The sequence below is a fragment of the Streptosporangium saharense genome, from assembly GCF_014203715.1.
Classification (GTDB): Bacteria; Actinomycetota; Actinomycetes; order Streptosporangiales; family Streptosporangiaceae; genus Streptosporangium; species Streptosporangium saharense.
In genome coordinates this window covers 325,808-347,533 of record NZ_JACHJP010000008.1, presented here as the reverse complement: position 1 = coordinate 347,533, position 21,726 = coordinate 325,808, and the positions used below count along the sequence as shown (strand labels likewise).

Sequence of the window (21,726 nt, the reverse complement as noted above, 5' to 3'; positions counted from 1 at the left end):
TAATATCAGACTGATAGCCATCCTGGTTTCGTTAGATCTTTAATAGCCTCACGAATTCTCTCGGCCGCAGCAGACTCCGGACCTCTCTTAACCATTTCCTCGACGTTGCTTCGACCGCCTTCCTGCAAGCCAAAAAGGGTTCCCGATGCATTTTTTTCAGATTGAGCAGCGGCCACCTGGACACTATCGGACTGACGGTAGGATACGGGCCAGAACATGCCACCGATACCCTCAGCCGCAGGGTAGACTTTGGCGCTTAACCCTACAGGTCCAACACGTGCACCCAATACGTAAGCATGGCCTGGCGGAGCAATGACCTCGATGAGGCGGGCCGTGGCAGCGGCGGTCTGTTCGGCGTGTGCTGCAAGGGCGAAGCAGGCATCCTTAATCGTAGCAATGTAACCTGCCCTTAGTGATGGCGATGTTTGTAGCTTTGCGAGTAAGCACTGACGCCAAAGCCTTACAGCGACCACCAAGGGTCCACCGTCTTGAATCACGACCGATGGAACAGTTCTGAGCGCAATTTTGGCAGAAAGCTCGTCAGTCCATGACGACTGTTTGCGGTCATAGCGCATCGCGACTACCCGGCCGTCTATCATGCGCCACAAAGCAACTGTACATACTTCATCAGCGGGAACTAGGTAACGTAGAAGAGTTTCCACCTCTGAGGGGGTGTCATTGCTCAAGCTCCGGTGGTCAAAATCGGCAAGACGGACAGAAAGAAACGGCTGGTCACGAGCTACGAGCGCTGCCAAATCCGCGTCTACGCCTCCAATTTCGGCAGCGAACAAAACCCGCTGCTCATCACCGTGCTGTAGACGCGTCGGAAGGGACGACAGATTCCGTGCATACGCCAATCCTGCTAGATAGTCAGCGAATGAGTCGTGTAGGGGTGCTAACATCTGCGTGAACCCGATGGGGTTAACTAGGCCACTACGTCGAGCTGCATCATCGATAGCGGCGGCGGCACTTGACGGGTCAGGTACAACGAGCTCGATGGCAGCCGCAGCTACGAGCCTGGCCCATTCGTATGGGTCAGCATAACGGCGCTCCTGGTCAAGCAGTCTGGAATAAATAATGCCAAGCGCGGCCGCTGCCATAATAATTCCTGTTGTGCCTGAGCGTGCGGCTAGACGCTCAATAAACCCGTCATACAAAGTGGCCCGACTTGTGAACGGGATGCCCTCAGCGACCAAGGCCAAGCCCATGGTGAAAAGTAGCGGATTACCCGCCGCATCGCCTAGTGCATACTCAACTTGCGCGACAATGGTCCGCACTTGATGAGCTTCAGGTGATTTCTCATTGTCGATAAGCGGCTGACCCAGTAACGTTCGGCAAGCGAGGTCGAAGCGCCGGTTCGTATCGAAATCCGACATCACATATGTCGCTGGGGAAACGCTCTGAGGCAAAACCTCCCGTAACGCGGCCACATCACGCCCCAGTACCATGATGCGAGCTCCTCGCCCTGCTGATACCGAGGCGCGCAATTCATCACGCAAAGCATTTCGTATCGATGCGGGCACTTCAGAAACGCCATCGATTATCAATGTAACGCTCCGATCTGCCAACACTTGCCGTCCTGTCGCAAACGGCAAATCCTCATCCAGTAAATCGGATACGGCGTCAGCAGCGAGAGCTTCCAAACGCCCAGGAATATACGTTTCAGCATGCGCCAAAAGCACTACCTTGCCACTCTTAGCTGCCTCCTGACATAAGGTGCGTGCAGTCGTCGACTTTCCTGTACCGGTACGGCCAGCCAGTATCATCGGGCCCTTTGAGAGCAGTAACATTGATGCGTCTACAGAATTTTCCCTCTCCTGGTCGTTAAGGGGCCGAATCGAAGGCCGTACCGGTCCTTGCCGCTCTATGAAGGGTGGGCTGATGCTATCCAGGGGCAAATTACGCGCTACTTGCAGATAACGGTCCCGGACTCCACCTGGCCACCGCTGAGACGCTGGCTGATCGGCTGGTACACCAAGAGTGGCCGCAACCTGTTCCCGGGTGATAACACGTGCCTCAGCATCAGGGTCGCCAGCGCGATCAAACAGTAAGCGAAACAGAGCTCCAACAGCCCGCTCCGCCTGCTCGCGAGCGTCAGCAGCTGTCCGTGCCTGAGGAAGCATCGACATGACCTGACGTTCCGCTCGTAGAAGTAGCGTGCCTACTCCTACCGGATCAATCCGTACACGAGCATTGACCAAAGCACTGCATAGCGCACTATTGGCATCCTCGCCCAGCATGGCTGCGAGAACCTGACGCTCCCCCTGAACAGCGCTTTCGAGGGCCGCTTGTACTTTTGCCCCCGTCGGCCCAAGACGGCCATCAGTGAGGAACTCGAACGACGCGTGGACTGCTTCCGGTAGCTTGGCCCAGCGGCGCAGAACCGCTAAAAGCTCTGCCTCACCCCATGTGTACTGCTCAGCGCGTACCTTGACCTGCTTCGCATGACACACAGTGCCAGCGGTAGTGAATACTTCGATGTCGACCACGTCATCGGCTCCCTCGACACGTAGACCACTAAGGTCAAGGTCATCGAGTACATCCAATGCAGTCAGTACAGCTTGGGCCTGCTGGTATGCGATGCCCCGTACCGTCTCTACGCCGCCCATGCATGCCATGCTGGCACGAATGAACCGTTCCAGTGTCCCGAAGTTGCCTCCACCGACCCTTCGTACACGCTGCTAGCCCGGACGGGTCGAAGGATCACAGCAAGCCCGGTCAACCGACTGGCGGCCTACGCTGGGCGTCTGTGCTCTCGGTGAAGGTGATCCGAGGCGGAGTTGAACCACTGACTTCGCGCTTTTCGGGTGCGGAAAGCTTCCTGTCTCCTACTGGGAGCTGGGATAGAGAGCGTCGATGCTGCCTGACATGAGGCTGTAGGGGATGTTGCTGGCAGTCGCACTCACTTGCCCAGTGGCAAGGCCTGAGGAACGAGGGCCGCGGCAGCCGATCGCCCCAATCGGCTGCGGCCAGCACCGAAGCGGGCGATCGTCACGGCCGCCACCCTGACAGCGTCGGCGAAAAGCTTTCTCGTCTTACCGGGTCTGCTGACTGGCGATCGCAAGCGCGTGGGCGGCGCTGGCCGCGACCGGCCGAAGAGCCGCAGCGCGGCCAGCGACCGCCCGACGCGCGCGGGACGCCGCAGGTGGCACGCGCCTTGAAGACGGACAGATAAGTTTCTTTCGATCTTGGTCCAGTGCTGTCAGCCGCGCTGAGCTGCGGGTATCGCTCCGTCCCAGACTCGTTCGAAGCTGTCGAGGTAGGTGGCCGCGGTGCTGTTGGGTTCGTTGCCGGTGATGTAGACGACCGGGGCGTCGGAGGCACGAATGCCGTAGGCGTGAAGGTTAACCAAGAGGTCGTTGTCGGCGCGGTAGATGGAGTTGTACAGGATCGTCCCGTGTAGCCGTATCTCGATCCCCTCCACATCCTCCAAAGGACGACAGAGGGTGAGGGCGTTCCTGGTCCTGGAGACCATGACGTCGCTGCCGACGCCTTCGTCCGCTCCCCGGGTGGCGACGTGGGGACTGTCGGGGTCGCCGAGCAGGATGCGCACCCGGACTCCGACCGTTGCCCTCCCAACCAGGATGCGGAGCAGTCCGGCGTCTTCGGCGAGGAACAGGCCGCTGTAGACGAGGATGCCGATCTCGGTCTGGGCCGCTTCGAAGAAGGTGCGCCAGATGGTGGCCGGTACGGCCCAGCGGTGCGAGTAGACGGCCTTGATCTCGGTCGGGGGTCCTGGGCGTCGGCGGGTGCTTTCGGGCCACAGGTCGTTCTCGTCGACGTGGAGGAGGTCGGCGACGGCCAGGCGGTGGCGCGGGTGGGGGACGCGGCCGGCGAGCCAGCGGGTGACGGTTTTGGGTCGACGGTCAGGTGGGTGGCCACGTCGAGGGGGTGCATGCGGGCCTGGATGAGGGCGTGGCGGAGGTGTTCGTTCATCGGGTGTGGTCCCTCCCGGAGCGGGTCGGTACCAGCGACGCTAACATAAGACGTCCCTAGACGTCCCCAAAGTCGTGGTGCCTGTGTCCCATCCCGGTCAGGAGACTCACTGGCACCGAACCCGGCACCACCGGGGCCGTGAGACGACGGGAGCACCCACATGTCCAAAGAGAAAATCATCGACCACCAGCGGAACCTGCTGACCATACTGCGCGGCCACCTCAACGCGCTGTACGTGCCGAACTTCCTGACGGCCGACCACAACGGCCAGCCGTGCCTGGAAATCACCAACCACAACGCCCGCACCCGGCCGCGTCTTCCCCTGGGGCGACCGGCCCGACGAGCGCACCTCCACCATCCACCTGCCGATGGCCGCCGAGGACATCGCCGCGGCGGTGCGGCGCGGCTGGCGTGAGGGGGAGCAGGGCACGCTCACCATTGAGCTGGGCAACATCCACGGCGCGCACGGCCGCTGACCTCGATGACCGATGACACCGACGGGTGGCTGACCGGCAGGCGGGTCTACGACCGGATCGCCGAACGGCTCCGCGCGCAGATCACCGCCGGTCACTACCCCCCGGCCAGCGTCCTGCCCTCGGAGGCGGCACTGGCCCAGCGCTTCCACGTGGCCCGCAGCACCGTCCGGCGCGCGCTGGCCATGCTGGAGGACGAAGGACTGATCGACACGATGCCCGGCGCGGGACGCCGGGTGAAAAGCTCGGAACAGAAGGCGCTGTATCGCTATCAGGAGATCGCCGCCGAGTTGCGTGAGCGGATCAGCAACGACTCTCTCCCGATGGGGGCGGCGGTGCCGAGTGAGAACGAGCTGCGGGAACGGCATGGGGCCTCGCGCAACACCGTCCGCCAGGCACTGGCCGTACTGGAGCGGGAAGGGCTCATCGTGGCCCGGCACGGCAAGGGGCGTTTCGTCCACTCCGCACCGCTTTGAGACGTCCTGAGACGTCTGATGCTGGGCCTCGGGACAGGCTTCGGGCGGAGTCTAGGGTGAACCGTATGGGACAAGCCGAATGGGCACGTGACCTGGCCCGACACCTACTGGAGGAGCCGCTGCCGCGCCGGTGGGCGCACACCCAGGGAGTTGCCGCGCAGGCCGAATCGCTGGGGTCGATCCTCGGCGCGGAGGCCGACCTGCTGACCGCAGCGGCCTGGCTGCACGACATCGGGTACGCCCCTGCCCTGGTCGACACGGGGTTCCATCCGCTGGACGGCGCCCGCTACCTGCGTGACGTCCAGCAGGCCGACGACCGGCTCGCCCGGCTGGTGGCCCATCACACCTGCGCCGAGTGCGAAGCCGCCGAGCGCGGCCTGTTCGACACGCTGAATGCCGAGTTCGCCAAGGAACGCCCCGAGCTGGTCGAGGCGCTGACCTACTGCGACATGACCACCAGCCCGGACGGCCTGCCGGTCGACGTCGGGACCCGCCTTGCGGAGATCCACTCCCGGTACGGCCCCGGGCACCTGGTCAGCCGGTCGATCGCCAAGGCCACGCCGTGCATCATCGCCGCCGTGCACGCCGTACAGGCCGCGCTGGGGCACAGCGGTCAGTAGCCGCGGCTCTCGGCCTTCTTGCGGATCTTCGCGCTGCCGTACTCTCCGCGAGCCAGACAGCATGGGCACGGGAATCTGCCGTGGGCGTTGGGCATGTACCGCCAGCCGGTGACCCGATTGACCCCCCGCACCCGATGAATCTCCCTGGCGCCGATCGCCCGAGGGACAAACACCTCATACCCCCGCGCATCCTCGCATCCGGCGATCAGGGCGGCGGCCTCGGCGCTCGTGCGTTCGATGTGCCGGTGGTTGTAGCGGCCGACCAGGACCGGTTCGTCGTCGGGCAGCCGGAAGTCCACGGCAACCATCGTGCGCCGCCCGCCGCGCCGATGCAGCTCCCGGCCCCACTGGTGGGTGATCTGGTAGGAGGGCATGACCGGCAGGCAGAACACCCCGGCCCGGCCCTCGTGGTCGCGGCTGCGGGCGCGAATACCGGCCCGCCGGATCGAACGGATGTCATCGGCTGGGGAAAGGTGCGTGAACAGGGTCATCGAGCGCACCTTATGGACACCGGCCAGGCCCGGCCAACCGGTTTTCCTACCCGATGTACGGCCCGGCGCCGTCAAGGAAGTGGCCGAGCCGCAGCCGCATCGACCGGTCCATGACCAGGGAGCCGATCTCCTCGCGCGGCACCCAGCGGACCTCGCGGGACTCATCACTCGGCGTCGGCTCGCCGTCGATGGGGCGGGCGGTCAGAACGATGGAGAACTCCTGGCGGGCCTCTCCGTCGGAGGTGTAGAGGATCACATGCTTGGGGTCGGTGTAGGTGCCGACCAGGCCGGTGATCTCACACGTGACACCGGTCTCCTCCAGCGTCTCCCGGACGGCGGCCTGCGGCAGAGACTCCCCCAGGTCGATGGCACCGCCGGGTACGGCCCAGTTGCCGTTGTCGGAGCGGCGAATCATCAGGATGTCGCCGACGTCGTTGACGACGACGACGTTGACCGAGGGGACCAGGCTGTTGGGGGCGGGTGCGGCGGGGTCGTCGTAGAAGTCGATCCGGCGGGCCGTCATGGGTCAGGACTCTACCGGCCGAGCCTGGTCCCAGACGGATTCGAAGCTGTTGAGGTAGGTGGCCGCCATCGTGCCGCCGGGGACCCTGCGCAGGTGCATGACCGGGGCGTTGGAGGCGAAGGTGCCGTAGACGTGGCTGTTGACCAGCAGCTGGTCATCGGCGCGGTAGATGGAGTTGTACAGGACCGTGCGGTGAAAGCGGATCTCCACGTTCTCGTGCCGGCGCAGCGACCGGTAGAACACGAGCGCGGTCTTGACCTGGGCCGCCATGCCGTCGTTGATCCCCTCGTCGATGCCGCGCTGGGCGACCTCGGGTGAGTCGGGGTCGCCGAGCAGCATCCGGATCTTCACGCCCGCGTCGGCCCGGTCGGCGAAGACGCGGACGATGCCGGTGTCCTGGGCGATGAAGATGCCGCTGTAGACCAGGATGTCGATCTCCTGGCGGGCGGAGGCGAACAGTCGTCCCCAGGCGTCCTTGGGTACGGCCCAGCGGTGCGGGTAGACGGTGACGATCTCGGTCTCGGAGACGGCCGCGGTCTGGGCGGGGGTCATGGCCTCGGGCCACAGGTAGGCCTCCTCGACCCCCAGCAGCTTGGCCACGGCGAAGCGGTGCTTGCGGTAGGGCACCCGGCCTCGGGTGATCCATCGTTCCACGGTCTTGGCGTCGACCTCGATGGCCTCGGCCAGCTCCACGATGGTGGTTCCCCGTTCGAGTAACGCCGTACGCAACCGCTCGTTCGCCATCTCACCTGCCTGTCAGCGGGGACGTCCAGGGACGGGGCAATCGTAGACCGGACGTCCTGTACATGTCCCGTCCTGTAGTGATCACGTCCTACCTGCTCGTCGCACTCTCGGTATCGCAAGGCGTCACCGGCAGCGACGAGAGGAGAGACAACAATGATCAACGACACGCCCGCCTGCGGATGCGGCGCGGTTCTGGAGGAGGGGCGGTTCATCTGCCGTAAGTGCCGGGCGCGGGAGCGGTGGGTTCGCCGTCAGGTGGCCCGACGCAGGACGAGCCAGCGGCGCGGTCAGGTGCGGCGCCCGGCCAACCGCCCGTACGGCACCGCCGAGGCGGGGGTGATCTGGACGTGAGCGCGACCATGATCCCGCTGATCATCGGTCTGGTACTGAGCGTGGCGGTGTTCGTCGGCTACGTCGTCGTCCTGGTCGGGATGCGCCAGGAGGACCGGCGCATGCAGCTGGGCGAGACGCCTCCGAGCCGGGCGGCGGCTCTGGCCCGCCGGGTCACCGGCTGTCACGTGCGCGGGTGAGCGCGCTACTTCCCCTGGCTCAGCTCCGCCTCGACCTTCTCCAGCCGGGCCGACAAATCGCGCAGGGTGGCACGGATCTCGGCCAACTCATCGGAAACAGGCGGGGCTGGGGCGGCGTCCTCGCGGACGAACACGCCCTTGCCCTGCTGGCCGATCACCAGCCCCTCGTTCCGTAGGACCCCGACGGCGAGTTTCACCACGCTCAGCGAGGCGTCGTAGGCGGTCGCGAGCTGGGTTGTGGAGGGCAGCGGATCGCCGGGCGCGAGAGTGCCGCTCCGGATCCGGTCGCGCAGGTCGTCGGCGATCTGCAGGTAGCCCGGTCGCCCGGTGTTCTTGACCGTCCGCCTCTTCTTCGGTCGCGGGTGCCTCTAATTCAGCACAGACACACGACCAAGGCTAACCAAGCTGACTATGTTGTCCAGGATGAACAAGGAGGTCCATTCATACGGACCATCCCGATCCCCGTCGACACCCACCGGCTCCGCTTCACCTGCGTCAAGGCCGCCCGCCCCCGCGTCATCGACCAGGACAGCGGAAAGATCAAGACCGACAAGGACGGCAACAAGGTCTACGAATCCGTGCTCCTCGCCGAGGACGAGTTGGGCCGGATCGAACTGGTCAAGGTCGGAACCTCCGGAGAACCGCCCATCACTCCCGGACAGGACGTCGTCCCCACCGGCATGGTCGGCTACGTCTGGGAGATCCCCAGCAACGGCACCGCCCGCTGGGGCATCAGCTACAAGGCCGCCTCCATCGTCCCCGTCTCCGGCAGACCAACCAGCGGGAGCGGCGATGCCTAACCTGTCGCACTCCCTGCTCGTCTTGGCGACCGCGCTGGCCGTACTGGCAACCTGGCGGTTCTGGCCGATGGTCGGCTACCCGTTCACCGCCCTGAACGTGCGGGCTTCCTGGCGCAGGGTTGCCCTCGGCTGCGGGCTGACCAAGAAGCGCGCCCGCTGGGCCTTCACCCTCACCCCCGGCGCCCTGGTCTCCACCGGCACCGTGAAGGTACGGCGCCGCTTTCGCCGCATCGCCGTCGACACCACCCCGCGGATACGGCTCCCGCTGCCGAACCGACACGGCTGGCGCGTCACCGTCCACCTGCTGGAAGGGCAGATCCCCGACGACTACGCCCAGGTCGCCGAACGGCTCGCGCACTCCTGGGGCGTGCACGCCGTACGCGTGTCGTCCCCGCGCCCCGGACGGGTCGTCCTAGCCGCCATCATCCGAGACCCCCTGATGCGGGTCGATCGGCTACCACCGTCGGAGGAACTGCTCAAGGTCACGGTGGGACGCCTGGAGACCGGCGCACCATGGGTGATCGACTTCCGAACCGTCCCGCACTGGCTCAGCGCCGGAGCGACGCAGTCCGGCAAGTCCAACCTCGCCAACGCCCTCATCGTCGGCCTGGCCCCGCAACCGGTGGCGCTGGTCGGCTTCGACCTCAAGGGCGGGGTGGAATTCACCCCCTACACGCCCCGGCTGTCCGCGCTGGCCACCACCCGCACCGAGAGCGTGGGCCTGCTCGATGACCTGGTGACGCTCATGCTCAACCGGATGGACCTGTGTCGGAAAGCGGGCGCCCGCAACATCTGGCAGCTTCCCCCGGCGGTACGGCCGGTGCCGGTCGTGGTCCTGGTCGACGAGCTGGCCGAGCTGTACCTGATGGCCGACAGGTCCGAGAAGGACGAGGTCGCCCATACCTCTACGACCCTGCTGCGGGTGGCGCGGCTTGGCCGGGCGTTCGGGATCTACCTGTTCTGCTGCGGCCAGCGCATCGGCTCCGACCTCGGCCCCGGCGTCACCGCACTACGCGCCCAGTGTTCCGGGCGGATCTGCCACCGGGTCAACGATCCCGAAACCGCGACCATGACACTCGGCGACCTCGACCCGGCCGCCCTGGTCTCCGCGCGGGCGATCCCGGCCGAGACGCCGGGGGTGGCGATCGTGGCCTCCCAGGACGGCCAGTGGTACCGCGCCCGCTCCTTCCACGTCTCCGAGGCCGCCGCCGAACACGCGGCCTGGATGTACGCCGACCTGACCCCGTCCTGGGCGGAGATCACCGCCCACGCTCCGACGACCGAGTTCGACCCCGCCGACCTGGACGAACTCCTCACCGCCTGACCTGCCACAAGGAAGGGGGACACGATGCGACGCCTCATCCGTTGGCTGCTGGACGCCGGGCCGATCCTGACCCTGGCCGCCATCGCGGGTGCCGGATCGTTCACCCACATCCGCGACACCGCCGCCGAACACGGCCAGGACGGGTGGATGGCCTGGGCGGTGGCCGTGTGCGTCGACCTGACCTGCGTCATGGCCGCCCGGGAACGCCAGCGCGACAGGCACACCGGCCGTACCCGCAACGGCTGGATCTCCTGGCCCACCCTCGTCCTCATCGCCGGGATCGTCTTGTCCCTCGCCGCCAACCTCAACCAGGCCGACCCGTCCCCGTGGGGATGGATCACCGCCGCCACACCCGCCGGGGCGTTCCTCGTCGCCGTCTCCATGCTCGAACGGCGAGCAGCCAGCCCCCGACCTGAATCATCCCCGGCCTCATCCTCCGTACCGGAGATCGCCCCCGAACCCGTCCCGGCCTTCGACGCCGAGCAGGACGGGCCGTCCTCAGAGCTCCTCGACTACGCCCGGCGCGTGGCCAAGGAATACCAGACCGCGCACAGCAAACCCATCAGCCGCGACACGCTGCGCGCCCGTCTGGGTGTGTCCCATCAACTGGCCTCCGACCTGCTGCGCATCCTGCGCATCTCGCCGGACGCCCTGTGAAGAGGAGAACCGATCATGTCCACCGACACCCAGCGCCGTACCGCCTTCATCGGCGGCCTGCGCGACCTGGCCTTCTTTCTGGAGGCCAACCCCGCCGTTCCCGTCCCGACGGACTCGACGATCGTCACCTACTACCCCGAGCAGGGCACCGACGACGACCTGTGCGCCGAGATCGACCGGATCGCCGCCCTGTGCGGCACCTCCGTGGACCTGCGGCTGCTGCCGCTGGGCCTCTACACGATCTCGCGCTGCTTCGGCCCTGTCCACGTCGAGTGGACCGCCATCCTCAGCATCGCCAAGCCACCGCATGGGTCCTGAGCCGCCCGACGAGCCGGTGACACCGGCTGAGATCCCGTCCCGGTGGTGGCGGTGCTGCACCTGCGGCGGCACCGGAAGCGACAGCTACGGCACCACCTGCGAACACTGCGACGGCCTCGGCTTCTGCTGAGCCGTCGGCGCCCCCGGCCTGGCCGTACATCCGCCAAGACGCCCGCCAGGTCGGGGGCCATCCCCCTCACCCGAACGAGTGAAAGGAGGAGACCATCTTGCCCACAATCCACCCTGATCCGCACGCGATCGCAGGCATGATCACCCGCCTGGGCGACCGTAACTACCCCCGCTGGGCCTCCCAAATCCGCGCCACCGGCGGGTGCCGCCAGCCCATCCACCTGCGGGGCCGCGTCCTGCACGTCGACCGCGCCACCGGCCGGCTCCTGCACTCCTACACCACCGCCACCGAACCCGACGGCGTACTCCGCCTGCCGTGCAAGACCCGGCGAGCCTCCCGCTGCCCGACCTGCGCCGAGGTCTACCGAGCCGACACCTACCACCTCATCCGCGCCGGACTCGTCGGCGGCAAGGGCGTCCCGGCCTCGGTGACCGCTCACCCGTGCCTGTTCGTCACCCTCACCGCCCCCTCCTTCGGCGCCGTGCACACCCGCCGCGAGAAGAACGGCAGACCGCTGCCCTGCCGTCCTCGCCGAGACGCCGAAACCTGCCCACACGGCCGGGTGATGTCCTGCACCGCCCGCCACCGCGCCGACGAATCCTGCCTGGGCGAACCGCTGTGCCCGGACTGCTACGACTACACCGGCAGCGTGCTGTTCAACGCCCTCGCTCCCCAGCTGTGGAAGTACTTCACCGACGCCCTACGCCGCCGCGTCGCCAAACCGCAGGCCTAACCCGGCGGGAACTACGCGCCCAGTGCACGATCTCGTTTGCCAAGGTCGCCGAGTACCAGCGGCGCGGGGTGGTGCACTTCCACGCCGTCATCCGCCTCGACGGCCCCGACGGGCCGGACTCTCCCCCTCCGGCCTGGGCCACGGCGGAAATGCTGGCCGACGCCGTACGGCACGCCGCTCACGCGGTCACCGCGACCACCCCCGCCACCGCCGACGAACCCGGCCAGGTCCTGAGGTGGGGGCGGCAACTCGACGTCCGCGAGATCACCCTGGACGGGGAACTGTCGGACCAGGCGGTGGCCGGCTACATCGCCAAGTACGCCACCAAGGCCGCCGAATGCGTCGGCACCCTCGACCGGCGCATCAACCCCCTCAACGACCTGACCGCCTTCGACCTGCGCGACCACCCGCGCCGCCTCATCGCCGAATGCATGCGCCTGGGTGGCCTCGACGAATACGTCGACCTCCGACTCATTCAGTGGGCCCACATGCTCGGCTTCCGCGGCCACTTCTCCACCCGGTCCCGTCACTACTCCACCACCATGGGCGCCATCCGCGACGAACGCCGCGACCACACCCGCACCAACGAGATCACCACCGGACGCCTGCCCCTGTTCGACGAGGACACCGCCCTCGTGATCACCCACTGGGAGTACGCGGGCAAGGGCCTGTCCGCCGGTGATGCCCTTCTCCTCAGAGCTCTGACCCGCCCGCAGCTTTCATCAGCACCAGGAGGCGCGGATGAGTGAGGGGCTGCTTCTGACCGTCGATGAAGCCGCTGCCCGGCTCCGGGTAAGTCGATGGACCCTCTACTGCCTGATCCGCTCCAACGAACTTCAAAGCCTGAAGATCCGCCGCCGTCGCCTCATCCCGGCCGACGCGGTGACCGAGTGCATCCACAACCTGATGGAGGCGGCGTGACGACCAGGACCACGCTCGACACTCCCGGGGAAGAGCCCAAGCGGCAGAGCAGGCGCCGTATGCGGAAGCGCTCCAACGGCGAGGGAAGCATCTGGCCGCGCAAGGACGGCCGGTACGGCTACGCCGCCTTCGTGCCCACGACCGGCGGAACCGTGAAGCGGGTGCAGGGGTCGGCCCGTTCCCAGGAAGAGGCGCGAAAGAAGCTGACTGAGCTCCTGAAGAACGCGGACGAGGGCATCCCTGTCTCCTCCGAGAACTGGACTGTCAGCGACTACCTGAACTACTGGCTCAAGCACATCGTGAAGGAGGAACGGCGTCCCAAGACCTATCAGGGCTACGAGAGCGTCGTACGCCTTCATCTGATCCCCGGCCTGGGCAAGCGGCGACTGAACAAGCTCAACGCCCAGGACGTCCGTCTGTTCATCACCCAGACCCGTACCGAGTGCCAATGTTGCAAGCACGGATGGGACTCCTCACGCGAGACGCCCGTCTGCTGCGCGCTCAAGGCCGGCAAGTGCTGCGAATCCCGGCTCTCGACACGCATGGTTCAGTCCGTGCACGCCGTACTCCGCAACGCCCTGGAGTCCGCGGTACGCGAGGAGATCATCCCCCGCAACGCGGCCAAGCTGGTCAAGGTCCCGGTGCCCAAGTACAAGGTCAACCGCGGCCTGACCGTGCTCCAGGCCCGCGCCGTGCTCAAGGCCGCCAAGGAACACCGGCTGTCCGCCCTCTACGTCCTGGCGCTCTGCCTCGGTCTGCGGCGCGGGGAGCTCCTCGGTCTCCGCTGGGTGGACGTCGACCTCGACGGCGCCAAGCTCGAAGTGATCCAGACTCTCCAGCGGGTCGGAGGACGTCTCCAGTTCGTCCGCCCCAAGACCAACGACTCCGAGCGAACCGTCCCGCTCCCCTCGATCTGCGTGGAAGCGCTCCGAGAGCACCGTAGGCGGCAGTTCGCCGAGCGCTCCGACCACTGGGAGGATTGGGAGGAGAACAGCCTCGTCTTCCCGTCCCGGCGCGGGACACCGATGGAGCCGGACAACCTCCGGCGAAGCTGGGGAGCCATCCGCGAGGCGGCAGGGCTCGGCGAGATGCGCTTTCACGACCTCCGGCACACCTGCGTCACGCTGCTGCTCAACCTCGGCGTACCGCCCCAGACCGTCCGAGATATCGTCGGCCACAGCGACATCGAGGTGACCATGACCATCTACGCCCATGTTTCCCTCGACGACAAGCGTCACGCGCTCGGGAAACTTGGCGAGACTCTGGCGTAATACAAGCGTCCTCCGACGCCTCGGCTTAGGTCGAGGCGTCTTGCTATTTCTCAGCTCTGTGCGGCACGTCTCAGTAGAGCTGATGCGCCACCGTACTGAAGCCAGCCCGTCTACGATAGGGATCAAGCGCACACAAAGTGGATCGCTTTGCCTCCATTGCTCACAGGTGTCTGGGCGCCCGTCACCTGATGATTGACGGGGGTAAGGAGGTAGTGCTGATGGCTGGACGCCATCGCTGCAAACCCCATGATGTGTGGGCACGGCGGTTGCCTGTCCTTAACGCCGCTGCGGCGGTGACCACCCTGATTGCAGGGTTAGTCACCGTGATCGCAGTGGTGATCTCACTTTACAAGTGAGATCGAACGGGTAGCCCCCGGGCCAGTTCGGCCTCGCGGCGAGCGAGTCGTCCTGGTCCCGGGATTGAGGTAAGTGTCAGCACTTACCCGATCACACATGGGCCTGAGACCTTGATGTCCCTGCACCGTTAGCCGCCCTGCCTACAGCGTTGAACTCGCTTCGCGACACCCATCCGGTTCGGCCTCAGGTAAGTGTCGACACTTACCGCGTCACCGGATGCTCCTCGTTCGAGGCATCACGGATTTCGAGAAGAGCAGGCCAGCCCACGTTCCACCGAGACGTTGCTGTCAGCGTTGCTGTCACCAAAGATCAAAAAAGCCCCGAACGATGATCGTTCGGGGCTTCCATACTGCTCAGTTGCTGTGGTCAGGGGCAGGGTCGAACTGCCGACCTTCCGCTTTTCAGGCGGACGCTCGTACCAACTGAGCTACCTGACCTCGGTGGTGGATCGAACACCTACCAGAGCGGTCCTGACGGGACTTGAACCCGCGACCTCCACCTTGACAGGGTGGCGAGCACTCCAAACTGCTCTACAGGACCTTGCTTTTGTCGGAAGTTTTCGCTTCCGTCTTTCTTGCCTTGCTTAGCCTACCAGTTCTTCGGAGGTCTTCGACCTGCCGTTTCCCTGGCGAGCTCTCGCTCAGCAGGTGCCCCCAACGGGATTCGAACCCGTGTCGCCGCCTTGAAAGGGCGGTGTCCTAGGCCACTAGACGATGGGGGCTCGGAACTGGCGTCCCGCTCCGTTGCCGTCTTCCGCTGGAGACCTCTGAAGCATAGGGGACTTTTGACCCCGATGCCAAAGCGGCGTTCCGGCTAAGGCGGCGTGGCGCCGGTGGTCGCTCCCGTTGGAGACGGGGAGACCGTAGGCCCAGGAGAAATTGTACGGCCAGGGGCGCTCTCGACGTGACGCTCGATCTGGACGGATTGTTCCCCCAGCCCTCCCAGGGTGATGTCGTCCCAGGCCCGCAGGCGGTGTGACTTGCGGTCGAAGTACAGAACCGAGGCCGCGACGGGGGTCGGTTCGTCGTGTTCCAGGGCACGCAGGCCCGCGCCGCCCGTCGAACCCTGGACGAGCAGCCGGGTGCCCGAGGGCAGCAGTTCGGTCGATCTCTCGTGGGAGTGTCCCGCGAGAATCATGGGGGCCCGGCCGGAGAACTGCCTGGCGATCGTCGGGTCGTGCACGGCGACGAGGTCGACGGGCTTGCGTTCCAGGCCGAGCCTGGCCGCGTGCTCGCTCCCGAAGGCCGCCAGCGACTCAAGGTCGGAGTCGACCGAAACGGACTTGTCCGGGGTGAACCGGGGATCACCGAGACCGTAGATGCGCAGCCCCGCCACGGTCTTGACGGTGTCGTCGAGGACCACGGCGCCCTTCTGCTTCGCGACCGCCTTCTGGGTCGAGCCGGAGTCGTGGTTGCCCCTGACAAAGACGTACGGCAGGCCGAGCCGGCTGATCTCCTCGGTGAACTTGTCCTCGGGTCCCGTCCCGTGGTCGGTCAGGTCACCGGTGTCCACGACCGCGTCGATCTTGAACTGCTCGGTGAGCGAGCGGATGACGTTCCAGGCGATCGGATTGAGGTGGATGTCCGAGACGTGCAGGATCCTGATCGAGGCCGGGTCGGAGTCGTACAGCGGCAGGGCCGAGACCGTGTCATAGAGCTGGGAGACGTTGTTGACCAGCTTGGCGAGCTGGGTCCGGTACGACTCGAACCGCGTCACGATCGACTCGGCGTCACCCACCAGGGAGGGCGCCCCGGCGAGCAGGCCGGTGTACTTCGGCTCGACGACCGCCGAAGGACGGAAGGTCAGCGCGACGGCCGCGCCCGTGCCCGCGATGGCGACCACGGCGCTCAGCAGGCCCGCCAGCGCCGGTCCCGGCCTCCGGAAGACGATCAGCGAGCCGATCAGGCCCCCCGCGAGGCCGCACACCAGGGCCCTGATGACCAGGGTCCTGACCCCCTCGCGCAGTTCCTTCTCCATCATGGCGGGCAGCCGGGCTGACATCCGCGGGTTGTCCAGGATCATGGCGACCCTGGCGGTGTTGATGTTCTCCAGCGTGAGACGCAGGCCGACCGGCGCGTCGTGGGTGTCGAACAGCAGCGTGCCGAACGGATGCGCGTCCAGGACGGTCTCCCCCGTCCAGGACGGCTCGGCCGTCATACCGAGTTCGACGGGGCCGACGTTGGCGCGTACGGGGCCGCCGAGCATGATGCCGAGCCAGGCCGACGCGAGGGCCACGGCGACGACCGCCGCGCCGCGCATGACGCGTCCCACGGCGAAGCTGCGGAGCCGCCTGGCCCGCTTTCCGAGGTTCTTGAGCTTTCTGAGATCCATCCGCTCCGCCCTCTACCCGGAAACCGGAGGCACAATGGCGGGTGTGATCGAAGTCTCGCGAGAGAGGTTCGAGGAACTCGTGGCCGAGGCGCTGGACACGATCCCTCCCGAGCTGACGAGAGTGATGAACAACGTGGTCGTCGTGGTCGTGGACGATCCGCCCGAACCTGACCTTCTTGGGTTGTACACCGGGATTCCACTCACCGAGCGCGGGGACTGGTACGCGGGAGTGTTACCCGACCGCATTGAGATCTACCGTAACTCCATACTTTCCATATGTAAGTCCGAAAGTGATGTGGTGCACGAGGTCCGCATCACCGTGGTCCACGAGGTGGGTCACCACTTCGGCATCGACGACGACAGGCTGCACGAGCTCGGCTGGTGATCAACAAGACACAACCCTCTACACGGGAAATATCGCAGTATTTCACCACGCTGTGCAGGGGCTTCGTCGCTTTCGGTTGCGCGACGCCGCTTCACCGGGCACCGTAGGTTACATACTGACCACCCACAGTCAATGTGCCTGCAGCCCAGCGGAGTCCTATGGCGGCCACCCGGCCCGGTCGGCTACCCGGGCGGCACCGCCGCCCCGCCGAGCGCCCAGTGACATATGGCGAAATCATCGCCATTGGCGAGTTTCGTGCGCTCTGGATGGCCCAGGGGCTTTCTCTCCTCGGCGACCAGCTCTCACGAGTCGCGTTGTCCGTGCTGGTTTTCCAGCGTACGGAGTCCCCCCTGGCCACGGCGGCGGTCTACGCCCTGACCTACCTTCCCCCGATCATCGGCGGGCCACTGCTCTCGGCACTCGCCGACCGGCACGCCCGGCGACACATCATGATCCTGTGCGACCTGCTCAGAGCACTCCTGGTAGCGCTCATGGCGATTCCCGGGACGCCGTTCCCCGCGCTGTGCGCCCTGGTCTTCTGCGTGGTGCTGCTCAGCGCCCCGTTCTCGGCCGCCAGGGCCGCGCTGCTGCCCGAGATCCTGGAGGGCGACCGCTACGTCGTCGGCTCCGCCCTGCAGAACATGACCAACCAGGGGGCCCAGATGCTGGGCTTCGCCGTCGGTGGCGCCCTGATCATGGGCATGGGACCGTACCGGGCGCTGGCTCTCGACGCGGCGACCTATCTGGCCTCCGCACTGATCCTGGTCTCCGGTGTACGGCGCCGCCCCGCCCCCGCCCGCGACGACACGGCCTCACCCTCGATGTGGACCATGACCCGTGCGGGCACCAAGCTCGTCTTCGGCGACGGACGGCTGCGCACGCTCGTCATGTTCGCCTGGTTATGTGGCTTCTACGTGCTTCCTGAGGGGATCGCCACCCCCTATGCCGCGACGCTGACCGACGATCCACAGCGCATCTCCTTCATCGCGGGCCTGCTGATGGCCGCGATGCCCACCGGGACTGTCGTCGGTGCCTTCCTCTTCGGCCGCTACGTCACCCCGTCGAGACGGCTGCGGCTGATGGGCTGGCTGGCGATGCTGACGTGCGCACCACTGGTGGCCTGTGCCGTACGGCCGCCGCTGGTTGTGGTGTTGGTCCTGTGGTTCCTGTCGGGGGTCGGCGGGGCCTACCAGCTTGCGGCGAACGCCGCGTTCGTGCAGTGCATCCCCGCCGAACGGAGAGCCCTGGCCTTCGGGCTCGTGCACTCGGGCCTGCTCGCGTCGCAGGGCATCGGCATCCTGGTGGGCGGCGCCGCCGCCGACAGGCTCGGTCCCGAGACCGTGGTGGCACTGGCCGGCGCGGCCGGTCTCCTTCTGGCAGCCGCGCTGGCCGTGCTCTGGGTCCGATCTCGCCAGGAGATCATCGAAATGGCTCGTATGGAGACGTCCGCCTGATTCACACCTGGGGGGCGGGGCCGCCGTTGTCGCGCGGGGCCGTACCGGGGGCAGGGTGGGGTGCGACCGGGTCCTGGTGGGTGGGGTACTCCGGGGCCTGGTAGGAACCCTGGTGGGTGTCGCGCTGGCCGGTGTTCCTGCTCCAGCTCTCGGCCTTCGCCCAGCCCTGCTCGGCCTTGGCCTTGGCGTCCAGCCACACGGGGTTGTCCTTGTTCTTGCTGACCAGGTCCTGCAGGATCGAGGAGTCCTTGCCCTCCTCGGGCAGCAGCAGCCAGCCGACCGCGTAGATCCCGATGCCGAGACCACCGAAGAAGGTGGCGACGGCCAGGGCCGCGCGGATGATGTTGGGGTCGACTCCGACATACCGTCCGAGCCCGGAGGCCACACCCGCGATGATGCGCCCATCCCTGGTCCGACGGAGCCGCTTGACGCCTGAGAACTCGTTTTCGTTCATGTCTTCAGACTGCCCCCAAAGGGACATCGCTCACATCAGGATTCCCCCTGGGAGGACCCTGACATCCCTCCTAGGACACCGCTAATACCCTGACAGGGGCCGATGAGAGAGGAACACCTTATGGACGACCTCCTGCGCGTCGACGACAGCTTCTCCGAGGAACAGCGGCTCATCCGCGACACCGTGAGCGAGTTCGTCGCGGACAAGGTGCTCCCCCACGTGGGCGAGTGGTTCGAGGAGGCGGTCTTCCCCTCCCGCGAACTGGCGCCGCTCCTCGGCTCACTCGGCCTGCTCGGCATGCACCTCGACGGGTACGGCTGCGTGGGCCTCGACGCCGTCTCCTACGGCATCGCCTGCCGGGAGCTTGAGGCGGGTGACTCGGGTCTGCGCTCCTTCGTCTCCGTGCAGGGCTCGCTGGCCATGTTCCCCATCTGGAAGTACGGCTCCGCGGAGCAGAAGGAGGAGTGGCTGCCCAGGATGGCCTCCGGGGAGGCGATCGGCTGCTTCGGCCTCACCGAACCCGACCACGGCTCCGACCCCGCCGGGATGCGTACCCACGCCAAACAGGACCCTTCCGGCGACTGGCTCCTCAACGGCTCCAAGATGTGGATCACCAACGGCTCCGTCGCCGACGTCGCCGTGGTCTGGGCCCAGACGGAGGACGGCATCCGCGGCTTCGTCGTCCCCACCGACACTCCCGGTTTCTCCGCCCCTGAGATCCACATGAAGATGTCCCTGAGAGCCTCGGTGACCTCGTCGCTGTATTTCGACGACGTCCGCCTCCCGGCGGCAGCCGTACTGCCCGGAGTGCGTGGGTTGAAGGGGCCTCTGTCGTGTCTGTCCGAGGCCCGGTTCGGCATCCTGTGGGGCGTCGTGGGCGCGGCCCGCGCCTGTCTGGAGGCCGCCGTCGACTACTCGCGGACCCGCGTCCAGTTCGGCAAGCCCATCGGGGCCTTCCAGCTGACCCAGGAGAAGCTCGCCTGGATGTATGTCGGCCTCGGCCAGGCGCAGCTCACCGCCCTCCATCTGGGCCGCCTGAAGGACGCGGGCACCCTCACCCCCCGGCAGGTCAGCTTCGGCAAACTCGCCAACGTCCGCGCCGCGCTGGACATCGCCCGCCAGGCCCGCTCGGTCCTGGGCGGCAACGGCATCACGCTGGAGTATCCCGTGATCAGGCACATGAACAACCTGGAGAGCGTATTGACTTACGAGGGCACCCAGGAGATCCACACCCTGGTCCTCGGCGAAGCCCTGACCGGAATCCCCGCCTACCGCTGAGCCGTACGGCTTGGCGCCTCGGGTTCCCGTCGTCGCCCGAGTGTGGGGCCGCCCTGTGGACTACCGCTGGGCCGTACGGCTGCCGCTGATCAACGGCCGAGTGCGGGGCGTTGCGGCCTGCCGCTGGGGCGCCAGAGGGGAGTTTGTGCCGCCCTGGCCAGTTTCTCCTGCCAGAAGACGCCCCGGCGCATGTAGAAGCGGAACAGTTCCGCGGTCGCCCGGGCGTCGGCCAGCGCGGCGTGGGCGCCGGAGAGCGGTATGCCCGCCCGTTCGCAGCAGGCGGCCAGGGTCCACTTCCCCGCGGAGAGGAAGTCGGGGGCGAGCTTCTGCGTGCACAGGGTCTCGGTCAGCCAGTGACTTTCGGGCAGAACCCGGAGGAACCGGAGGTCGAAGGAGGTGTTGTGGGCCACCAGGACGCGCCCTGCGACCCGCTGCCAGATGTCGTCGAGCACCTCCTCGATCACCGGCGCCCGCGCGACCATCGCCTCGGTGATCCCGTGCACGTGCACGGCCCCGGTCGCCCGCCGAGGGTTGACCAGCGAGTGCCACTCATCGAGGACCTCGCCCTCGGTGGTCAGGGAGACGAGGGCGATCTCGCAGATCTGGTCCCCCTTCGCCGGGGAAAACCCCGTGGTCTCCACATCGACCACGACATACCCTTGCCTGGAGGACACGCGTACCCCCTCGGCGGACTCAAGCCCCGAGCTCGTCATGAGTGCCACTGTATGATCCATACACCCCTGTCCACACACGGTTCGTCCAACCACCGCCCCTCCCGGGGCCTGGCAACGGACGTTGGTGGACACTATCCTCGGTACGCTGTCTCAAGCGGGGCGTTAGCTCAATGGTTAGAGCTGCGGACTTTTAATCCGTAGGTTCTGGGTTCGAGTCCCAGGCGCCCTACCACTCCTGACCAGGAAACAAGGCCTGAACTGGGCATTTGTTCCTGGTGATCTTCCCCGGCGCATGCAGTCGGACGTAGCCCCATGCCGCCGTTCGCGGAATGGAATCGGCGACGTTTCCCCGGGTTTAGAGGGTGTCTTCGATCCCGTGTGCAAGATCGTGATCTGGCCCGGGGGAGGCACCACCGTCGGAAAGACCTCGTTTGCAGAGGAATGTCATCGAGGGCGATGGGCCCGGATGTCCACGGGGCGTCCGTCGGGATCGCGAGCCGTCATCGTCCATTGCGTGGGCAGTGTTTCGATCTGTCCGACCGGTTGCCCAGCATCCAGAATCCGTTCGCGAAGCTCACACAGTTGTGCGTATGTGCCCACGCGCAGTCCCCAACCCGCCCGGTTCAGGGGATCAAGATCGAGGGTGGGGACGGTAGCGGTTTCGACGATCATCAGATGGTCGGCCCCGCCGACATCGAGGACTGCGATCCGAGGATCAGCAGAGGTAGCAGCGCGCTCGAACGCGAGCGTTGCTCCGAGCAACTTCGTGTAATACGCCACGAGCCGGTCGAGTTCGATCGTGGACAGTGTCAGATGGTTGATTCCAAGCAGATCGGTCATGATCAA

The 21,726-nt window shown here is 66.3% G+C and carries 27 protein-coding genes and 4 tRNA genes; 18 read left to right on the top strand and 13 right to left on the bottom strand.

Annotation, left to right across the window (positions count from 1 at the left end; all coding sequences use genetic code 11):
• Window positions 1-5: 5 nt before the first annotated feature.
• On the bottom strand, window positions 6-2,609 hold the full coding sequence (locus FHS44_RS30730) for an NACHT domain-containing protein (protein ID WP_184720989.1): 2,604 nt from the start codon (window positions 2,607-2,609) through the stop codon (window positions 6-8).
• Between the two features lie 593 nt (window positions 2,610-3,202).
• Window positions 3,203-3,553, bottom strand: a complete 351-nt coding sequence (locus FHS44_RS42500; RefSeq protein ID WP_312863871.1) for a hypothetical protein — start codon at window positions 3,551-3,553, stop codon at window positions 3,203-3,205.
• 543 nt (window positions 3,554-4,096) lie between these two features.
• On the opposite strand from FHS44_RS42500, the gene FHS44_RS30720 reads away from it, so the two are divergent.
• The 3 genes from FHS44_RS30720 (at window position 4,097) to FHS44_RS30710 (ending at window position 5,505) form a co-directional block, all read left to right on the top strand.
• Window positions 4,097-4,351, top strand: coding sequence for a hypothetical protein (locus FHS44_RS30720; RefSeq protein ID WP_184720987.1), 255 nt, complete (start codon window positions 4,097-4,099; stop codon window positions 4,349-4,351).
• Between the two features lie 66 nt (window positions 4,352-4,417).
• The gene (locus FHS44_RS30715; protein WP_184720985.1) at window positions 4,418-4,885 is read left to right on the top strand and encodes a GntR family transcriptional regulator; all 468 of its coding nucleotides are present in this window, start codon (window positions 4,418-4,420) and stop codon (window positions 4,883-4,885) included.
• Between the two features lie 65 nt (window positions 4,886-4,950).
• The gene (locus FHS44_RS30710; protein ID WP_184720983.1) at window positions 4,951-5,505 is read left to right on the top strand and encodes an HD domain-containing protein; all 555 of its coding nucleotides are present in this window, start codon (window positions 4,951-4,953) and stop codon (window positions 5,503-5,505) included.
• On the opposite strand, the gene FHS44_RS30705 is transcribed toward FHS44_RS30710, so the two are convergent.
• Genes FHS44_RS30705 through FHS44_RS30695 form a run of 3 tightly spaced genes read right to left on the bottom strand, consistent with a single transcriptional unit; the run spans window position 5,499 to window position 7,263 of the window.
• On the bottom strand, window positions 5,499-5,996 hold the full coding sequence (locus FHS44_RS30705; RefSeq protein WP_184720981.1) for a hypothetical protein: 498 nt from the start codon (window positions 5,994-5,996) through the stop codon (window positions 5,499-5,501). The genes FHS44_RS30710 and FHS44_RS30705 overlap by 7 nt on opposite strands.
• A 46-nt stretch (window positions 5,997-6,042) precedes the next feature.
• A complete protein-coding gene (locus FHS44_RS30700) occupies window positions 6,043-6,519 on the bottom strand; it encodes an NUDIX hydrolase (protein WP_184720979.1) in 477 nt (158 codons plus the stop codon).
• A gap of 3 nt (window positions 6,520-6,522) precedes the next feature.
• Complete coding sequence (locus FHS44_RS30695) at window positions 6,523-7,263, bottom strand: DUF5919 domain-containing protein (protein WP_184720977.1); 741 nt, start codon at window positions 7,261-7,263, stop codon at window positions 6,523-6,525.
• A 153-nt stretch (window positions 7,264-7,416) separates the two neighbouring features.
• Here FHS44_RS30695 and FHS44_RS30690 point away from each other — a divergent pair, with 153 nt between their 5' ends.
• Together FHS44_RS30690 and FHS44_RS30685 are read left to right on the top strand one after the other, a co-directional pair.
• Window positions 7,417-7,614 carry a hypothetical protein gene (locus tag FHS44_RS30690; RefSeq protein WP_184720975.1) on the top strand — a complete coding sequence of 66 codons (198 nt, stop codon included), beginning with the start codon at window positions 7,417-7,419 and terminating at the stop codon, window positions 7,612-7,614.
• Complete coding sequence (locus tag FHS44_RS30685) at window positions 7,611-7,793, top strand: hypothetical protein (RefSeq protein WP_184721083.1); 183 nt, start codon at window positions 7,611-7,613, stop codon at window positions 7,791-7,793. Before FHS44_RS30690 ends, FHS44_RS30685 begins: the two co-directional genes overlap by 4 nt.
• Before the next feature lie 5 nt (window positions 7,794-7,798).
• Here the strand turns inward: FHS44_RS30685 and FHS44_RS30680 are convergent, their stop codons facing one another.
• A complete protein-coding gene (locus FHS44_RS30680; protein ID WP_312863874.1) occupies window positions 7,799-8,098 on the bottom strand; it encodes a winged helix-turn-helix domain-containing protein in 300 nt (99 codons plus the stop codon).
• A 57-nt stretch (window positions 8,099-8,155) separates the two neighbouring features.
• Between FHS44_RS30680 and FHS44_RS42840 the strand changes: the two genes are divergently transcribed.
• The 9 genes from FHS44_RS42840 (at window position 8,156) to FHS44_RS30640 (ending at window position 13,947) form a co-directional block, all read left to right on the top strand.
• Window positions 8,156-8,593 (top strand): SCO3933 family regulatory protein, encoded by a 438-nt coding sequence (locus FHS44_RS42840; protein ID WP_446697308.1) that lies wholly within the window; start codon window positions 8,156-8,158, stop codon window positions 8,591-8,593.
• A complete protein-coding gene (locus FHS44_RS30670) occupies window positions 8,586-9,917 on the top strand; it encodes an FtsK/SpoIIIE domain-containing protein (protein WP_184720972.1) in 1,332 nt (443 codons plus the stop codon). Before FHS44_RS42840 ends, FHS44_RS30670 begins: the two co-directional genes overlap by 8 nt.
• 24 nt (window positions 9,918-9,941) lie before the next feature.
• Window positions 9,942-10,574, top strand: coding sequence for a DUF2637 domain-containing protein (locus FHS44_RS30665; RefSeq protein ID WP_184720970.1), 633 nt, complete (start codon window positions 9,942-9,944; stop codon window positions 10,572-10,574).
• Window positions 10,575-10,589: 15 nt separating this feature from the next.
• The gene (locus FHS44_RS30660; protein WP_184720968.1) at window positions 10,590-10,892 is read left to right on the top strand and encodes a hypothetical protein; all 303 of its coding nucleotides are present in this window, start codon (window positions 10,590-10,592) and stop codon (window positions 10,890-10,892) included.
• A complete protein-coding gene (locus FHS44_RS30655; protein ID WP_184720966.1) occupies window positions 10,882-11,022 on the top strand; it encodes a hypothetical protein in 141 nt (46 codons plus the stop codon). The genes FHS44_RS30660 and FHS44_RS30655 overlap by 11 nt, the downstream gene beginning before the upstream one ends.
• A 97-nt stretch (window positions 11,023-11,119) precedes the next feature.
• Window positions 11,120-11,755, top strand: coding sequence for a replication initiator (locus FHS44_RS41275; protein ID WP_246436271.1), 636 nt, complete (start codon window positions 11,120-11,122; stop codon window positions 11,753-11,755).
• Window positions 11,641-12,504, top strand: a complete 864-nt coding sequence (locus FHS44_RS41270; RefSeq protein WP_312863870.1) for a replication initiator — start codon at window positions 11,641-11,643, stop codon at window positions 12,502-12,504. The genes FHS44_RS41275 and FHS44_RS41270 overlap by 115 nt, the downstream gene beginning before the upstream one ends.
• Window positions 12,497-12,676 (top strand): helix-turn-helix domain-containing protein, encoded by a 180-nt coding sequence (locus FHS44_RS30645; RefSeq protein WP_184720964.1) that lies wholly within the window; start codon window positions 12,497-12,499, stop codon window positions 12,674-12,676. Before FHS44_RS41270 ends, FHS44_RS30645 begins: the two co-directional genes overlap by 8 nt.
• Window positions 12,673-13,947, top strand: a complete 1,275-nt coding sequence (locus FHS44_RS30640) for a tyrosine-type recombinase/integrase (protein WP_312863869.1) — start codon at window positions 12,673-12,675, stop codon at window positions 13,945-13,947. Before FHS44_RS30645 ends, FHS44_RS30640 begins: the two co-directional genes overlap by 4 nt.
• A gap of 720 nt (window positions 13,948-14,667) precedes the next feature.
• Here the strand turns inward: FHS44_RS30640 and FHS44_RS30635 are convergent.
• The 4 genes from FHS44_RS30635 to FHS44_RS30620 all read right to left on the bottom strand — a co-directional run bounded on the left by FHS44_RS30635 (window position 14,668) and on the right by FHS44_RS30620 (window position 16,635).
• Window positions 14,668-14,741 (bottom strand) — tRNA-Phe (locus tag FHS44_RS30635).
• A 28-nt stretch (window positions 14,742-14,769) separates the two neighbouring features.
• Window positions 14,770-14,844 (bottom strand) — tRNA-Asp (locus FHS44_RS30630).
• Window positions 14,845-14,952: 108 nt separating this feature from the next.
• Window positions 14,953-15,025, bottom strand: a tRNA-Glu gene (locus FHS44_RS30625).
• Window positions 15,026-15,117: 92 nt separating this feature from the next.
• Window positions 15,118-16,635: a metallophosphoesterase family protein gene (locus tag FHS44_RS30620; RefSeq protein ID WP_184720961.1), complete on the bottom strand. Its 1,518-nt coding sequence runs from the start codon at window positions 16,633-16,635 to the stop codon at window positions 15,118-15,120.
• A 34-nt stretch (window positions 16,636-16,669) separates the two neighbouring features.
• Between FHS44_RS30620 and FHS44_RS30615 the strand changes: the two genes are divergently transcribed.
• Complete coding sequence (locus FHS44_RS30615) at window positions 16,670-17,020, top strand: metallopeptidase family protein (RefSeq protein WP_221461491.1); 351 nt, start codon at window positions 16,670-16,672, stop codon at window positions 17,018-17,020.
• Window positions 17,021-17,178: 158 nt separating this feature from the next.
• A complete protein-coding gene (locus FHS44_RS30610; RefSeq protein ID WP_184720957.1) occupies window positions 17,179-18,474 on the top strand; it encodes an MFS transporter in 1,296 nt (431 codons plus the stop codon).
• Window position 18,475: 1 nt separating this feature from the next.
• Here the strand turns inward: FHS44_RS30610 and FHS44_RS40415 are convergent, their stop codons facing one another.
• Window positions 18,476-18,928 (bottom strand): PspC domain-containing protein, encoded by a 453-nt coding sequence (locus FHS44_RS40415; protein ID WP_221461490.1) that lies wholly within the window; start codon window positions 18,926-18,928, stop codon window positions 18,476-18,478.
• Between the two features lie 120 nt (window positions 18,929-19,048).
• Between FHS44_RS40415 and FHS44_RS30600 the strand changes: the two genes are divergently transcribed.
• Window positions 19,049-20,206 carry an acyl-CoA dehydrogenase family protein gene (locus FHS44_RS30600; RefSeq protein ID WP_184720955.1) on the top strand — a complete coding sequence of 386 codons (1,158 nt, stop codon included), beginning with the start codon at window positions 19,049-19,051 and terminating at the stop codon, window positions 20,204-20,206.
• A gap of 89 nt (window positions 20,207-20,295) precedes the next feature.
• Here FHS44_RS30600 and FHS44_RS30595 read toward each other — a convergent pair whose 3' ends face one another.
• The gene (locus FHS44_RS30595; protein WP_184720953.1) at window positions 20,296-20,880 is read right to left on the bottom strand and encodes a 3'-5' exonuclease; all 585 of its coding nucleotides are present in this window, start codon (window positions 20,878-20,880) and stop codon (window positions 20,296-20,298) included.
• 156 nt (window positions 20,881-21,036) lie between these two features.
• Between FHS44_RS30595 and FHS44_RS30590 the strand changes: the two genes are divergently transcribed.
• A tRNA-Lys gene (locus FHS44_RS30590) sits at window positions 21,037-21,112 on the top strand.
• 212 nt (window positions 21,113-21,324) lie between these two features.
• Here FHS44_RS30590 and FHS44_RS30585 read toward each other — a convergent pair.
• Complete coding sequence (locus FHS44_RS30585) at window positions 21,325-21,720, bottom strand: VOC family protein (protein WP_184720951.1); 396 nt, start codon at window positions 21,718-21,720, stop codon at window positions 21,325-21,327.
• Window positions 21,721-21,726: the final 6 nt, after the last annotated feature.